Here is a 15,098-nt window from a genome sequence, read left to right as displayed (position 1 = left end):
ACAGGACGGATTTACAGATCGGACAGCCGGAGCGAACCGGCAGCAAAGATCCGAGCGGAGACACAGTAATAGAGGAGAAGTCCATGGGTCGTTTAGCAATTGTGACCGGCGGCACCCGCGGCATTGGCCGCGAGATTTCGGTGACCTTGAAGAAGGCCGGCTACAAAGTGGTGGCCAATTACGGCGGCAATGACGAGGCTGCGGCCAAGTTCACCGCCGATACCGGCATTCCCTCCATGAAGTGGGATGTGGGCAGCTATCCCGCCTGCGAAGCCGCCATCGCCAAGATTACCGCCGAGCACGGCCCGGTCGAGATCATCGTCAACAATGCCGGTATCACCCGTGACGCCACCTTGCACCGCATGAGCTATCAGATGTGGGAAGAGGTGATTCACACCAACCTGACCTCGTGCTTCAACATGGCGCGTCTGGCCATCGATTCCATGCGTGAGCGTGGGTTCGGCCGTATCGTCAATATCGGCTCCATCAACGGCCAGGCCGGTCAGTACGGCCAGGTCAACTATGCCGCCGCCAAGTCGGGCATCCACGGCTTCACCAAGGCCCTGGCCCAGGAAGGCGCCGCTAAGAACATCACCGTCAACGCCATCGCGCCCGGCTATGTGGACACCGATATGGTCCGCGCCGTGCCGCCCGCGGTTCTGGAAAAGATCATCGCCAAGATCCCGGTGGGCCGTTTGGGGCGCGCCGAGGACATTGCGCGCTGCGTCATGTTCCTGATCGCCGACGAAGCCGATTTCATCACCGGCTCGACCCTCTCGGTCAATGGCGGCCAGCACATGTATTGATCCGTTTTTGCCACTTCGGCGAAATGGCGGGCCCTCTTCCCTTGGGAAGAGGGCCTACTTTTTGAGCCGGGCAGACGTGGATTCGTCACCGAGCGTGTGTTGCATGTTGATAATGGTTTCCCCATACTGATGGGAGGGGAATTGCTAGAACATGAGACAGGGAAATGACCGGCTCTGACAACGCGTGGCGAGGATTCGCGAGTGGCCGGGAGGTTTGTGCAAGCCGAGGCTGTCCCGCATGAGTTCTCCCAAGGTAACCAATCCCGAACTGGCCGATCACTCCCGCAAGATTCTGGTGGCCGTGGTGGATGCCCATCAGGGGCATCGCCAGCAAGTGGTCTCGGCCTTGATGTCGTTCTATCAGGTCGCGGCGTTCGACAGCTTCGACCATGCCATGGAAAAGCTGGCCAAGACCCCGCCCTGCGTGGTCCTCCTGGACGAACAGGTCTTGCCGCGTATGGGGGGCGACCCCATCGGGATCACCCGCAAACTGCTGAAGGGTGTGCCTATCATCCGCACCCTGGCGCGCCCCATCTCGCAACTGGGCAGCGCCGCCTATGACACCGACGCCTGTCTGGAGAAGCCCTACCGCCGCTCGACGCTGATCAAGACCATTTCGGGGCTGGTCAACAAGACGGTGGAAGCCGAGTGGGAGAATCTGGCGCCCCAGTACAAGGAATCGCTGCGCCGCACGGTGGACAGTTTCAACAACATCTCCGACCTCATCGACAAGGGCCAGCCCCTGGTCTACACCGAAATCACCGAGGCCTGCGGTCCCCTGGTGGACGCGGTCAGCAATCACGACTTCAAGGTGATCCTCAACGGGGTCAAGGGCCACGACAACTATTCCTATGTCCACTCCCTTCGGGTGGCGACCCTGCTGTCCCTGTTCGGCCACACGATCGGGCTGAAGGGCGAGGATCTCAATCTGCTGGCCACCGGCGGTCTGCTGCACGATATCGGCAAGATGGGCATCCCCCACGAGGTGCTGAACAAGCCTGGCCGTCTGGACGATGTGGAATTACAGGTCATGCGCAGCCATGTGCCGCGGTCGGTGGATTATCTGAAGCTGTGCGAGCATTTGCCTAAGGGCGTTCTGACCATCGCCGCCCAGCATCACGAGAAACTGGACGGCACGGGCTATCCCGCCGGACTTCAGGGCTCGCAGCTTAACGAACTGGCGCGCATGGCCTCCATCGTCGACATCTTCGGGGCGCTGACCGACCGCCGGGTCTATAAGGAGCCCATGTCGCCGGAAGATGCGCTGACCATGATGGTCGAGCGCATGGGCAACGAGATCGACACCTCCCTGCTGGCCCTGTTCCGCGCCATGCTGCTGGACGCAGCAACCCCCACGGCCTAAGAGTTAAAAACTGACCGTCGCCTGGACGAAGGCGTTGCGGCCCGGTGCCCATTGCAGCCGGGTCGTGGGGCTTTGCGGCAGCGGATTGACGTGAAGGTGATAGTGCTTGTCCAGCACATTGGCGATCCCGGTGGTCAGGGCGGCCCTGTCCCCCAGCGCCACCCCGGCGAACAGGTCGAGCAGCGCCCAGCCCGCCGTGCCGCCCGCCGTGTCAGAGCCAGAACCAGTGGCGTTATAGGCGTCGATGCGGTTCTGTGTGGCGGCGAAACTGAGTCGGGCCCCCGCTGACCCCACGGTGTCGGGGGCCAGTTCCCGTCGGTGTTCGAGGACCATTTCGCCGTCCAGCGGGGGAATCTGATAGAGGGGGCGTGAATCGGTGAGGTTCTCGCCGCGCGTCCAGGACAGCCTGGCCCGAGCCCCCCAATTCTCCGAGACCTGCCACCAGCCTTCCATGACCGCTCCGGCCAGATAGGCGTCCACGTTGCGGTAGATGATGGCGCCGTCGCTTTTCAGGATTCCCGGCTGGCCATGCGCCCGGTCGGCGGTGATGAAGTCAACGACCCGGTCGCCATAGCCTGATACGGCCACCCGCCAGGATCCGGTGGGATTGTCCGGCGCGAAATTACCTTTGAAGCCGCCGCCATCCTGGCGTGCTCCCAATTCGAGGCGGTGGTGGGCCTCCGGGTTCAGTTGCGGGTTGCCCACCTGGACGAGGGCGACAGGACCGGAACTGGCGTAGAAGCGTTCGCCCGCATCGGGGCTGCGTACGGCCCGGCGCAGATCGGCATGCAATCGCCCGGTCTTGTCCTCGGTGTCGTGGGTCGCCATGAGGCGGGCGCTGATGTTCAGATTGCTCGGATTGGAATCCGTATTGCCGTAATAGCGGTTCCACAATTGCTGTGGCGTGACCTGGAAGGACGAGGCGCCGCTTCCTGAAACCGGCGGCAGCTGGCTGCGGTCATTGGCGTCGGAATGGATCGCGTCCAGACGCAGGGCGGCGCTGAGGGCGTCCTGGGCCGAAAGTTTGGTGGTGGTGGCGAAGGTCAGTCCCGCCTGCAAGGTCTGGACATCGGGCATGCGGTGCACGGCCTGGCCCTGCGACGGGTACAGGGCATCGATGTCGATATTGTATTTCAGCAGGCCGAAATCGGCGCTCACCGTATTGCGGAAGGCGCCGGTGGTGAACTGGCCCCGCATCACGCCGCGGGTGGTGGTCCACAATCCGTTGTATTTCAGACCCAGGCTGCCCCGGTCCCGCAGGCTGGTATTGTCGGCGTCGTAGCTAAGAGCGTCGAAGACCACCCCCGCTTCCACCCGGTCGAACCCGGACTCCTTGGGGGCATGCTCGAAGACCGTCGAGGCGACGTAGCGGTCCAGCCGGGTGGCGTCGATGCCGTAATTGGGAATGCGGTGGTTGGTGAAGGCGTCGCGCATGAGGAAGCCGGACAGGCGGCTTTCAGGGGCGGGGCGCCAGGCCGCCGCCAGTTGGGTGTTGACCCGGTCATAGCCGTAATTCACCCGCTGACCGGCGCCATCCTCATAGGGCTTGACGTGGTCGTGGCGGGCGCCGCCCCATAAAGAGACGCCGCCCATGTCCATATTGGTCAAAGCGGCTTCGGTCGAAACATTTCCATTGCCCTGAAACCCACCGGTGAGCGCCACATTGCCCGAGGCCGCCACAGCGCGGCGCTGGGCGAAGAACTCGGTCGGCCAAGCCGTCTTGGCGGGCATCAGCGGCTCTGCCACGGGCAGGTCGGTGAGCAGCATGGTGGGCGGCACGTCCTGACCGGCGTGACGGCCCATGTAGCGGGTATCGATGAAGGACTGGTCGGGTTGCAGTTTCGGCGGTTCCGTCGCCTGGGCCGATTCGGCGCAGACCAACAAGGCCGCCAGTAACGGCAGCTTCCGCGAAAGACATGAAATTTGAGTTTTCCCCCTACTCATACCAACTAGAACTAATAGGATGTTGCTATCAAAGGCAAGCCAATCCGACTGCAACCATTGCACTTGTTGCTTCTTCGGTGTACCGGTTTCAGGTGGCGTGGGCGGGGAGTGCGCGCATCCATGGGAATGAGATTGGCAGAGCGGTTCGCCGCGATCATGGCCCTGGCGCTGTGGGTGATGACGGCGTTTGCCCCATTGGCTGGCGCCGCGACGGTCTTGTCGCCCGAGACCCAACTACAGCCTCTTGGCGGGCAGTGGTCAGCTTTGCGTGATCCATCGGGAACGCTTCGCATCGAGGATGTGGCCCAATCGGAGGCCGCCCATGGGTTTGCGCCCCTGCCGGGCAATCTCGCCGCCGGATATGATCGGGGGGCCTGGTGGCTGAGCGCCGAGATTCGCCGGACAGCCGATGCCTCCGCCGACTGGCTGCTGGAGGTGGAGCCCGCCTTTCTCGATGAGGTGACCTTGTTCACCGGGGATGGGCAAGGCGGATTTCGGGCCGTCACCATCGGAGACCGCGTCCCCTTTTCCGCACGCCAGTTGGCTTACCGCACGCTGGTCTTTCGCCTTCATCTGCCCGACGATTTGCCGCTTCGGGTTTATCTGAGGATCAAGTCCACCAGCACCATTTCGGTATCGGCGCAGATCCTGTCGCCAGAAGGTTTCGCCTTGCGCGTATCCAACAGCCAGATCGCCCATGGTCTTGCCCATGGCGCATCGGTCATCCTGATTCTGCTTGCCCTGGTTCAGTATGCCGCTGGCCGCGATCGCCTCTATCTGGGCTACATTACATATGCATTCCCGGTAGAGGTCATGTATCTGGCCAGAGACGGGCTTGCCTCGCAGTTCCTGTTTCCCGAGATGCCTTTGGTGGCCGATCATCTGCTGGGCATATCGCTCTGTCTGGCGTCCGGGGCTGCCGTCCTTTTCGCCGCCCGCGTCATGGAACTTGAGACGTATTTTCCCCGGATGAACCGTGTCTACAGGATTTTGGGGCGCGGGTGCCAATGGTCCGCGCTGTCGGTTCCCGCCGGGTTTTACGGGCTTGCGGCGCCTGTGATCGTCTCGATGTTGCCGGTGTTCTTTCTGGTCACCACCGTCTTGGGTCTGCGGCGGGTCGTCGATGGCGAGGCCATCACGCGATGGTATCTGGCGGCCGTCCAGATTCCGTTTCTGATCAATGCCACCATCGTGGCGCGGGCGTTGGGCCTTGCCGATATCCCCATGGAACTGGATCTCGTCGCCCATTACGGTGCCTGCGCCCATCTGTTGCTGATCGGGTCCGGCCTGATCTGGCGTGGGGCCGCCATCGAGGCCCGTCGCCTTCAGGACCGGCAGGCCCAACTGGAATCGGCGCAACTGGTCGAAAAGGCCCTGGAAGAGCGGGTCCGGCTGCGCACCCAGGAATTGGCGCAATCCAATGCCGCTCTGGCCATGGAAATCGCCGAGCGCCGCGCCGCCGAGGATCGGGTGAGAGAACGGGAAGGACAATTGCGCGCCATTCTCGACGCGGCTCCGTTTCCCATGGTGGTGTCGAGCTTTCCCGACGGCATCGTGACCTTCTTGAACGGACCGGCTTCGGAACTGCTGAATGTCGCTCCGGCATTCTGCATCGGCCAGGACGTGACCAAGTTTTATGTCGATGCGGCCGATCGGGATATCCTGGTCCTGCAACTGGCGGCCAGCGGAGCGGTGCTGGGAAGCGAAATTCGGGTCAGACGGCAGCCCGATGAGGAACGCTGGGTTCTGCTGTCGGCGGTGAGGTTTTTTCATGGCGGCCAGGATTGCGCCCTGGTCTGCCTCAACGACATCACCACGCGCAAGGAACTGGAGGGGATGCTTCGACTCGGCCGGCGCCGTGCCGAGGCGGCGCTGGAGGCGGAGCGTCAGGCCACGCGCGAACAACGCAATTTCCTGGCCATGGTCTCGCACGAGTTCAGGGTTCCGTTGGCGATCATCGAGGCGGCTTCGCAATTGCTGCGGATCTATCTCAATGCCAATGACGAGGCCGGGGACGAGATCGCGAAAATCCGCCGTGCCGTGCGCCGGATGTCCGAACTCATCGATGTGTGCCTGGCAGACGACCGGCTTGACGCCTCGGCCATGCAGTTGCAACTCGGCAGCGTGGATGTGACCCGTATGCTCATGGACATTTGTGACGACAAGCGGCCCTTCGCCGGGAACCGGGAGCTTGTGGTCCGGGCGCAGGAGCGGGGGCTCGTCAAGGCCGACCCCACCCTCTTGCGGATCGCCTTTTCCAATCTGATTGAAAATGCACTGAAATTTTCGCCTCCCCATGACCCGGTGAGCGTCGATGTGATCATCCATCCAGACGCGGTTCAGGTCCGGGTCAAGGATCTGGGGCCGGGGATCGCTCCGGAGGAGCAGCCCCGCATCTTCGAGAAATTCTACCGCTCCACCAAGTCGGACCGTGTCCGCGGAGCTGGTTTGGGGCTCTACATCGTCAAGCGGATCATGGATCTGCACGGCGCCGCCATTTCCGTGGACAGTCAGGCGGGTGCTGGGACTGCTTTCGACATTTGGTTGCCGTCAGCGGCAGTTGATAAAACCAATTGACGTAATACTTAAGCTCTAGATATGAGTTTAGTGAAGTATGGTGAAATCAACCTAAGAACTGTAGCCGTTTTTTGGGGGAAACATGATCAAGGTAATGGTTGTCGAGGATGACCCTGATCTTTGCGGTTCCATTTGCCGCTATCTTTCCCTGGTCGGAATGAACGTGCAGCGGGCAGGGTCGGGCGTCGAGATGGATGCTCTTCTGCCGGACTTCGCTCCTGATCTTCTGGTCCTCGACGTCAACCTTCCCGGCGAGGACGGGTTTTCCATCGCGGCCCGGCTGCGTTCGTCCAGCAAGGTCGGCATCATCATGCTGACCGCGCGGGGACAGTTGGACGACCGGGTGCTGGGCCTGACCGCCGGGGCCGACGCCTATCTGGTCAAGCCGGTGCAGTTCCGCGAACTGGAAGCGGTGATCCACAGTCTGACCCGCCGCCTGAGCGAGGCCCCGGCCGAGGAAAAGCGGGAAGGCCGCGAGGACGGCAACCAGACCTGGGGCTTCGATGCCGCCAGCTGGTCGCTGATCACCCCCAATGGCCACCGGGTGCCCTTGACCAATGCCGAATACCGGGTCTTGCAGACCTTGACTCACGAGCCCGGCGCTTCGGTGGCGCGCGACGATATCGCCGCCGCCCTGGGAAAGAGTGTGGGCGGCTATGATGACCGCAGCATTGACGCGGTGATGGCCCGGCTGCGGCGCAAGGTCAATGCCGCCACCGGCGAGAACCTGCCGGTCCGCGCCGTGCGGTCGGTGGGCTATGTCTTCGCTGCGCCTGTCGAGGCCCGTGCGCGTCAGCCGGGCTAGGCCATGGCCCGGACGATTGGGTCCCACGGCCCCCGCACCATGGAGGCGATCCGCAAGGCGGGCCTCAAACTGATCTACGAGCACGGCTATGAGGCCATGAGCCTGCGCCAGTTGGCCGCCGAGGTCGGGATTCAGGTGGGCTCGCTCTACAATCACATCAGCACCAAGGAAGATCTGCTCTTCGATCTGATCCGCGCCCATATGGACGAACTGTTCTTGCAGTTCGACGCCGCCATGGCCTTGGTGGAGGGGCAAGGCGCGGAAGAGCGTCTGCGCGCTTTCGTGGCCTTCCACGTCACCTATCACATCGTACGCAAGCGCGAAGTGTTCATCGGGGCCTCTGAACTGCGCTCGCTCGAGCCCAATCATTACGAAGAGATCGTCACCCTGCGGCGCCGTTACGAACGCCGCCTGGTTGAAATCCTCGACCAGGGCGAGGCGGCGGGGCTGTTCCGCTGTGGCGACGCCCATGTGGCTGCCTATGGCATCCTCAGCATGCTGACCGGCGTCTGCACCTGGTTCAGGCCCCATGGACGGCTGAGCAAGGAACAGGTCATCGCCATTTATTCCGATCAGGTCCTGGGCGGGTTGATGGGGCCCCGTGGGTACTGAGATCCTGATCCGCGGGACCGGCGAGATCGCTTCGGCCATCGCCTGTCATCTGGTCTGGAGTGGCTTTCAGGTCGCGCTGCAATCGTCAAAGCCCCCCATCGCCATCCGCCGCCGCATGGCCTTTTCCGATGCCTATTTCCATGGTGAGGCCGAGCTTGAGGGCTTGCGCGCCCGCAAAGCCGCCGATCCCCAGGCCATCGCCGTCGCCTGGCAGGAGGGCGAGATTCCGTTGCTCGCCATGGAGTTTTCAACGGCGCTGGCGGCGTGGCCCTGGGCGGTGCTGGTGGATGCCCGCATGAACAAGCAGCAGGCCCCCGAACCCCAGATCGGTCTGGCGCCGCTGGTGATCGGCATGGGGCCGGGCTGTCGTATCGGCCTCAATGTGGACGTGGCGGTGGAGACCTCGTGGGACCGGTTGGGCGAAGTGGTGCGCAGCGGGTCCACCTTGCCCCTGGCGGGCGAGCCGCGCGCCGTGCTGGGCCAGGCCCGCTCGCGCTTCCGCTATGCGCCCATCGCCGGACTCTTGCGCGCCGAGGCCGAGATCGGTCAGCGGGTGAGGCAAGGCGATGTGGTGGCCTGCATCGGCGATGCGCTGGTCGAGGCGCTGTTCGACGGCATCGTGCGCGGCCTGACCCATGACGGCGTGCCGGTGGAACAGGGCAACAAGATCGCCGAGATCGATCCGCGCCCTGGCGAGGTCAAGCTGGCCGGTATCGACAAGCGTCCCCGCCACATCGCCGAGGCGGTGGAGGCAATCGTTTCGGCTAGGCGTCGCTGAGAATCTGCTGCGTCAGGTTGTCGACCACGACGGGGCTTTCGAAATAGGCGACGACCGGCTCGGTGCCGTATTTTTCAGTCACGAAGGCGCGCCATTCCGGGGTGTACAAGGCCTCCGCCTCCGCCCGCGAATTCCAAAGATAGAGGCCGCCCGCCACGGTCCCGTCCTCGGACAAGATGTAGGTCTTGCGGATCAGGCCCGGTACAGCCTGATACTTTGGGGCGGTGCTGAGGAAGATGGCGCGGGCCTCTTCGCGCGTGATGGGCTTGCGAAGGGTGAAGGTCGTCATGGTGGAGATCATTGGTCTCTTCCCTTAAGGGATGGCGTAGGTGGCGGTGACATGGGCGACCAGTTCGTCGGTGCCTGCCGCGATCAGTTCCACCGCTCCCATGGCCAGGCGGCGGCCCAATTTGAGCAGGCTGGCTTCGGCGATGATGTCGCAACGCTCGGCCTTGCGCAGGAAGCTGATATTGAGATTGCTGGTCACCGCCATTTCCTGCTGCCCGATCTGGGTCAGCACGGCGGCGTAGAGCGCCACGTCGGCCAGGGTCATCAGGGCCGGGCCGCAGACCACGTCCACCGGCCGGGTCAAATGGGGGCCGAAGGGCATCACAAGCCGCGCCGTTCCCTTGCCCAGGGTCTCGGCCCGGATGGCCAGATCGCGGGCCATGGGCAGCTTTTCCATGAGAAGGGCGTTGAACTGTTCGGCGGAGATGGCGGACATCGGGCCTCCTGGGTAAACTGGTCGGACCAGTGTCGGAGATTCCCGCCGCCGATGGCAAGGAAGGTTTGCTATGTCCGAGGTCGAGTCCATCCTGATCCGCCGCGACGAGGCGGGAATCGCCACCCTGACCCTGAACCGCCCGGCGGCCCGCAATGCCCTGTCGGTGGCCTTGATGACCGAGATGGAAACCCATCTGGCCGACATCGCCAAGGATCGATCGGTGAGGGTCGTGGTGCTGGGCGCCAATGGCCCCGCCTTTTGCGCCGGGCATGACTTGAAGGAGATGCGCGCTCTGCAAAGCCGCGAAGAGGTGGCGGAAGTCTTCGCCCTGTGTTCAAGGGTGATGCGCGCCGTGGTGCGGCTGCCCCAGCCGGTGATCGCCAAGGTCCACGCCATGGCCACGGCGGCCGGTTGCCAATTGGTGGCCAGCTGCGATCTGGCCTATGCCGCCGAGGGGGCGAAATTCGCCACGCCCGGCGTCAATATCGGCCTGTTCTGCTCGACCCCCATGGTCGCCCTGTCGCGTGCCGTGGGGCGCAAGCAGGCCATGGAGATGCTGCTGTCGGGCCATCCCATCAATGCCGGGACCGCCGAGCGCTGGGGACTGGTCAATCATGTGGTGGCGCCGGAATCCCTGGATGCGGAAGTGGCCTCCATGGCCCGGCTGATCGCGTCCAAGTCGTCCTATACTCTGAAGCTGGGCAAGGAGGCGTTCTACCGCCAGCTTGAGATGGGGCTGGACGACGCCTATGCCCATGCCTCGCAGGTGATGACCGAGAACATGCTGGCCGCCGATGCCGCCGAGGGGATCGACGCCTTTTTGGACAAACGCCCGCCGGTTTGGCGGGGCTGCTGAGTCTTCTTATCGGATCTCGAACAGGGTCTGGAAGGCGGCGCGGTTCAGGGCTTCGCGGACCACGCCCTTGGCGCCATGGATCACCACCTTGGTCCCCGCGGCGTTGGCGCCATCGTAGACGTGGACGAACAAACTCATCCCGGTGGAATCGATGGTGGTCAGGTCGTCCAGGCGGATAGCCCAGTGAGACTGGCCTATCTTATCCATCTCGGCCAGGATTTTGGGGAAGGTCGCGGCCTCGGTGAAGGTCAGCCGCCCCTTGATGGTTAATTCGGCACCGTTGCCGGACGTCTTGATGCTGTACTGCATGGTTGGGCGTTCCTGCTAGGCTATACGGATGGAGGTCAGGAAGCTGTCGACGCGGTCGCGCAGTCTGTTGGCCCGTTCCGAGACGTCCTGGGCCGTTTGCAGAACCTCGGTCGAGGCTTGCTTGGTGTCTTCAGCCGCATTGTTCACCCCGGCCACATTGGCGCTGATCTCACCCGCCGCGTCGGCGACCTGATGGACATTCTCGGCGATTTCCTTGGTGGCGCCGTCTTGTTGGTGCACCGCCTGGGCGATGCCGGTCGCCACCTGATGCACCTGCTCGATCACCGAGGTGATGGCGGTGATGGCCGTGACGGCCTCGGCGGTGACCTTCTGCACGGCGGAAATCTGTCCGGCGATTTCCTCGGTGGCCTTGGCGGTCTGGTTGGCCAGATGCTTGACCTCGCCCGCCACCACGGCGAAGCCTTTTCCCGCCTCGCCCGCCCTGGCCGCCTCGATGGTGGCGTTGAGCGCCAAGAGGTTTGTCTGGGCGGCGATATCGTTGATCAAGGCCACCACGGCCCCGATCTTGCCCACCGCCGAGGCCAGTCCATCGATCAACTGGCTGGTGCGCCGCGCTTCCGCCGAGGCTTCATCGCTGATGCGCACCGAGTCCTGAACCTTGCGGGTGATGTCTTGTCCGGTCTGGGCCAGTTGCTCGGCCGAGCCAGCGGCGGTGCGCATGCTGACGGCGGTTTCCTCGACACCGGCCGCCACCGCCGAGGCCTGGGCCGAAGTGTCCTCGGCCGTGGATGAGAGCGAGCGGGACGTGGCTTCCAGTTCGGTGGCGGTGGACGCCATGCCCGCCAGGGCGTCGCCGACCTCTTCGTTGAATTCGCGCAGCAGGTTGTCGATGACCTTGGACCGTTTGTCCTTGGCGTCTTCGGCCCGATGCCGCTCTTCCTCCAAATGGTCGGCGCGGATCAGTCCTTCCTTGAAGATCTCCACGGCGCGGGCCATGGCTCCGATCTCGTCCCTGCGTTCCAATCCGTTGATGGGCACACCTTTGTCGCCTTCGGCCAGCTTGGTCATGTCGAAGGTCATTTCGGCCAGCGGGCGGGTGATGCCGCGTGCGATGATCGTGGTCAGTATGATGCCCAATGTCAGGACGACCAGGGTGGTGGTCAGATAGGCGTAAAGGGCGCCGAGCGTGGCGGCATGCCCCTTGTTGGCCATGTCCACCAGAGCCGCCGAGGCCATGTCCTCCACCTGTTTCAGCAGGTCGATCTTCTTGGTGATGGTGTCGAACCAGACGGGGGCCTCGACGCCGCCCAGATCGTTGGTGAAGGGGGCGTCCAGGGCCACGGCGCGCATGCGGTCCACCTCCTTGACCGCAGGATCGGACTGGATTTTCTCGAAGGCCTGGCGCAGATCCGGCTCGGCGTTCTTGGCGAAGGTTTCGAAGAACACCTCCTGGCGGGCGATCAACTGGGTGAAACTGCGATGCAGGGCGGGCGAGAAGGCCTTGGCGGCAAAGCCACCGCTGGCCGTGGCCCGCTCCTGACCCGCCCGCTCCTTGCCCTGCAGCAGCTGGACATAGGCGATGATGGCCTTGGTGACGCGGGTGTCGCGGCTCGCCACCGCCATTTCCTCGATCACCGCCAGTTGCCGGGCGATGGTGGCGGTGTAATAGCCTGTGGCTTCGCCCAAGGCGAGGGTGAGATTGCTGATGGCGGCGCGTTTTTCGGTCAGGCCCTTCAAGGCGGTGTCGGCGGCGTCCAGCTTGGCCGTAAAGCCCGGACCATAGGCGGCGGCGGGAAAGCGCCCCAAGGCGGTGGAGAGTTCGGCCAGCTTTGCGTCGGTGAGCTTGCGCTGTTCGGGCAGACGGTCCTTGAACTTTTCGCCCTTACTGCCGACGAAGCCTGCCGAGGTGCCGCGCTCCTTCTGAAGTTCGTGGACCAGGGCGCTGATGGCGGGCGCCAGGCGCGCCAGGTCCTCCACCTGTTCCATCTCATCGGCCTGTCTGTTCTTTTCCGACAGGTTGAGGCCGGAATAGACGATGACGGCCACCAGCGGAATGATCAGCGCCAGGGCAAGCCGGATAGCGATTGGGAGATTCTTCAGCATGGGAGCCCCTTGGGCGTTCGGGCTGTGGGCCGCGAACAGCCTCACATCTGCAATTCGATGACGCGGACGCCCCTGATTAGGTGCATCGTTCATGCATGATATGCCGAAGCTTTATTGCTGCCAAATTATAAATATTGACGAAAGACAGTGCTGTATAAGGCGAAGGGGGCGGTAAGTATTGTTGCGTATAAAGCTTGCCCAGGGTGTTATTCGACGATGATGTCGTGAATGTATTCCAGGGTTTCGCCGTTCTCGTCGAACCAGCTCAGCTTGATCTTGCCGCTGGACGTGGCCAAGGCGAAGAAACTGGCGAAGGGATTGGCCGATACCGCCTGATGCCAATCGGAGCTGATGACCGGCTCGTTATTCCAGGTGCAGGTGAAGCGGGCGATGATATGCCTGGGAATGGTCTTGCCAGCCCCATCCTTGCGCAGGCCGGTTTCCATGTCGTGGCTGAGCTGGGTCTTGATCTCGATGATCTCGCCCTTTTTGGCCTTGGACGGGATCCTTACCTTGACGCGCTCTGAATTGGCCATGGTCTCAGTCTCCGCAGCCGCCGATGGTGACGGTGACGTCCTGGCGGGCGATCCAGACCTGGCCGTCGGAGGTCACCGCATAGGCCCGCACCGTCTGGGTTTTGGCCAGCCGCATGCGGAAGCTCACCTCGGCGCGCCCCGACAGGGGGGTAAGATACCAAGACGACACCACCGGATAGGGATTGGCCTCGGCCAGGACGTGGATGGCCTTGACGTGGTCGGCGGGCGTCATGGGCGAGTCCACCGAGACGGTGATGGGCTCCGAGGCGCCGCTGGCGGCCACGTCGCGCATCTTCAGCCGGACTTTGCCCTCCTTGGCCTTGAACGGCCCCATCAGCTTGTGGGCCAGGTCTTCGGCCTCTTGCGCGCGTACTGGCGCGGCCAGACCCGCGGCGGCCATGGCGGCTGTTCCGGCCAGCACGGTGCGGCGGTTCAGCGTCCGGGATCTGTGCAATTGCCTGTCCTCCCCAGGAATTTTTTTCTTTGATGGTAACGGAGGCAGGCGCGGGCGCGCAACCTATATATCATAATATTATGATATTCAGGGCTTCAGCAGGGATTTGAGGCCGGGCAGCAGGCCCCCTTCCTCCAGGCTGCGAAGGCCAAGGAGGCCGCCCGAGATGATTGCGCCTAGCGCCAGAAAAGAGGTGGCCGACAAGGTCGATAGACCGGTCAGGCCCTGGCCGATGGTGCAACCCATGGCCATGATTCCCCCTGTTCCCATGAGTGCGGCTCCGCCCAGATGACGCCGCAGATCGGCGGTATCGGCGAAGCCTTCCCAGGCAAAACGTCCCGACAGCCGGGCCGACAGGAACGAGCCCGCGATGATCCCGCCCACTGCCGCGACGCCGAAGCTGATGGTCGAGCCGGTAAAGGTCATCAGATACATCAGCCCGTCGCCCATGGGCGAGATGAAGGAGAGCGAGGCGATGGGGGCGGGGGCGAAATCGTCGGCGCCCAGGATTGCGGTGACGGCCCAGCCGGTGGGGATGGTCAGGCCGATGACCACGGCGCCTGCCAGCGTGCCGCCCGCCGCGCGGAAGGACGCGTCCTTCAGGCACCATACCAGGGCGCCGCCTCCCAGGACGGCAAGGGTCAGAATTCGGGCGGCGGCGTGGGGCAGGCCAAGTCCCGCCAGCAGGGCGGGCAGGCTTTGATCGGATGCGCCCAGCCGGGCGGCGGTGATGCCGGTGGCCTGCTCGATGGCGATGCGCTCCATGGCCAGCAGGCCCTTCAGCGTCATGGTGGCGAACAATCCGACCACCAGCACCACCACCACGGATTTGAGATTGCCGCCACCCAGGCGCACCAGCGTCTTGCTGCCGCAGCCGCCCGCCAAGGTCATGCCGTAGCCAAACATCAGCCCGCCCAGGATGGCTCCGGCCCAGGCAATGGTGGCGCCGAGATAGATGGATTTGCCCAGCTCTACCAGCCCCGCCGCCTGCAGTCCCTGGGCTCCCAGCATGGCCACCGCCATGGCCAAGACCCAGGCGCGCAGCCGTCGGCGGTCGCCCAGGAAAACCAGATCGGACAAGGCCCCCATGGTGCAGAAATCGCTGGCCCGCGCCGCCCAGCCGAACACCGCGCCCAGCGCGAAACCGGCCGAGCCGACCAGGGTGGTAAGGGCGATTTCGGACAAGGGGCTGTCTCCGCCAAGCCAGATGATATTGTGTCCAGGCTATCACCGGCATGGCGACGGCATCAATGGACTGGGATCGATGGTA

Annotated in this window: 15 protein-coding genes; 7 read left to right on the top strand and 8 right to left on the bottom strand. The window is 63.6% G+C overall.

All coding sequences use genetic code 11. From position 1 onward, the window contains the following. Positions 1-83 precede the first annotated feature (83 nt). The gene (gene phbB / locus CCC_RS12940; protein WP_041041789.1) at positions 84-806 is read left to right on the top strand and encodes an acetoacetyl-CoA reductase; all 723 of its coding nucleotides are present in this window, start codon (positions 84-86) and stop codon (positions 804-806) included. A 238-nt stretch (positions 807-1,044) separates the two neighbouring features. Then, positions 1,045-2,169 carry an HD domain-containing phosphohydrolase gene (locus tag CCC_RS12935; protein ID WP_009870744.1) on the top strand — a complete coding sequence of 375 codons (1,125 nt, stop codon included), beginning with the start codon at positions 1,045-1,047 and terminating at the stop codon, positions 2,167-2,169. A gap of 3 nt (positions 2,170-2,172) precedes the next feature. Here CCC_RS12935 and CCC_RS12930 read toward each other — a convergent pair whose 3' ends face one another. Next, entirely contained in the window at positions 2,173-4,050 is a 1,878-nt protein-coding gene (locus CCC_RS12930) for a TonB-dependent receptor domain-containing protein (protein WP_236686379.1), read from the bottom strand. 183 nt (positions 4,051-4,233) lie between these two features. Between CCC_RS12930 and CCC_RS12925 the strand changes: the two genes are divergently transcribed. The 4 genes from CCC_RS12925 to CCC_RS12910 all read left to right on the top strand — a co-directional run bounded on the left by CCC_RS12925 (position 4,234) and on the right by CCC_RS12910 (position 8,885). Beyond that, positions 4,234-6,690, top strand: coding sequence for a sensor histidine kinase (locus CCC_RS12925; RefSeq protein ID WP_236686378.1), 2,457 nt, complete (start codon positions 4,234-4,236; stop codon positions 6,688-6,690). 82 nt (positions 6,691-6,772) lie between these two features. Then, positions 6,773-7,495 carry a response regulator transcription factor gene (locus tag CCC_RS12920; RefSeq protein WP_041041785.1) on the top strand — a complete coding sequence of 241 codons (723 nt, stop codon included), beginning with the start codon at positions 6,773-6,775 and terminating at the stop codon, positions 7,493-7,495. A 3-nt stretch (positions 7,496-7,498) separates the two neighbouring features. After that, complete coding sequence (locus tag CCC_RS12915; protein ID WP_041041783.1) at positions 7,499-8,107, top strand: TetR/AcrR family transcriptional regulator; 609 nt, start codon at positions 7,499-7,501, stop codon at positions 8,105-8,107. Then, positions 8,097-8,885 (top strand): hypothetical protein, encoded by a 789-nt coding sequence (locus CCC_RS12910; RefSeq protein ID WP_009870739.1) that lies wholly within the window; start codon positions 8,097-8,099, stop codon positions 8,883-8,885. The genes CCC_RS12915 and CCC_RS12910 overlap by 11 nt, the downstream gene beginning before the upstream one ends. On the opposite strand, the gene CCC_RS12905 is transcribed toward CCC_RS12910, so the two are convergent. Next, on the bottom strand, positions 8,872-9,186 hold the full coding sequence (locus CCC_RS12905) for a YdhR family protein (protein WP_009870738.1): 315 nt from the start codon (positions 9,184-9,186) through the stop codon (positions 8,872-8,874). The genes CCC_RS12910 and CCC_RS12905 overlap by 14 nt on opposite strands. Before the next feature lie 12 nt (positions 9,187-9,198). Beyond that, positions 9,199-9,609: a PaaI family thioesterase gene (locus CCC_RS12900; protein WP_009870737.1), complete on the bottom strand. Its 411-nt coding sequence runs from the start codon at positions 9,607-9,609 to the stop codon at positions 9,199-9,201. 70 nt (positions 9,610-9,679) lie between these two features. Here CCC_RS12900 and CCC_RS12895 point away from each other — a divergent pair, with 70 nt between their 5' ends. Next, positions 9,680-10,465 (top strand): enoyl-CoA hydratase, encoded by a 786-nt coding sequence (locus tag CCC_RS12895; RefSeq protein WP_009870736.1) that lies wholly within the window; start codon positions 9,680-9,682, stop codon positions 10,463-10,465. A 6-nt stretch (positions 10,466-10,471) separates the two neighbouring features. On the opposite strand, the gene CCC_RS12890 is transcribed toward CCC_RS12895, so the two are convergent. From CCC_RS12890 to CCC_RS12870, 5 genes are all read right to left on the bottom strand, one after another. Beyond that, a complete protein-coding gene (locus CCC_RS12890) occupies positions 10,472-10,774 on the bottom strand; it encodes an STAS domain-containing protein (RefSeq protein WP_009870735.1) in 303 nt (100 codons plus the stop codon). 15 nt (positions 10,775-10,789) lie between these two features. Continuing rightward, positions 10,790-12,838: a methyl-accepting chemotaxis protein gene (locus CCC_RS12885; protein ID WP_009870734.1), complete on the bottom strand. Its 2,049-nt coding sequence runs from the start codon at positions 12,836-12,838 to the stop codon at positions 10,790-10,792. Between the two features lie 206 nt (positions 12,839-13,044). Beyond that, positions 13,045-13,374: a thiosulfate oxidation carrier complex protein SoxZ gene (soxZ, locus tag CCC_RS12880; RefSeq protein WP_009870733.1), complete on the bottom strand. Its 330-nt coding sequence runs from the start codon at positions 13,372-13,374 to the stop codon at positions 13,045-13,047. A gap of 4 nt (positions 13,375-13,378) precedes the next feature. Then, complete coding sequence (locus CCC_RS12875) at positions 13,379-13,828, bottom strand: thiosulfate oxidation carrier protein SoxY (RefSeq protein WP_041041781.1); 450 nt, start codon at positions 13,826-13,828, stop codon at positions 13,379-13,381. A gap of 87 nt (positions 13,829-13,915) precedes the next feature. Continuing rightward, on the bottom strand, positions 13,916-15,013 hold the full coding sequence (locus tag CCC_RS12870) for a YeeE/YedE family protein (RefSeq protein ID WP_052473206.1): 1,098 nt from the start codon (positions 15,011-15,013) through the stop codon (positions 13,916-13,918). Positions 15,014-15,098: the final 85 nt, after the last annotated feature.

The sequence above is a fragment of the Paramagnetospirillum magnetotacticum MS-1 genome, assembly GCF_000829825.1.
Taxonomy (GTDB): domain Bacteria; phylum Pseudomonadota; class Alphaproteobacteria; order Rhodospirillales; family Magnetospirillaceae; genus Phaeospirillum; species Phaeospirillum magnetotacticum.
This window is presented reverse-complemented; position numbering and strand designations above follow the sequence as displayed.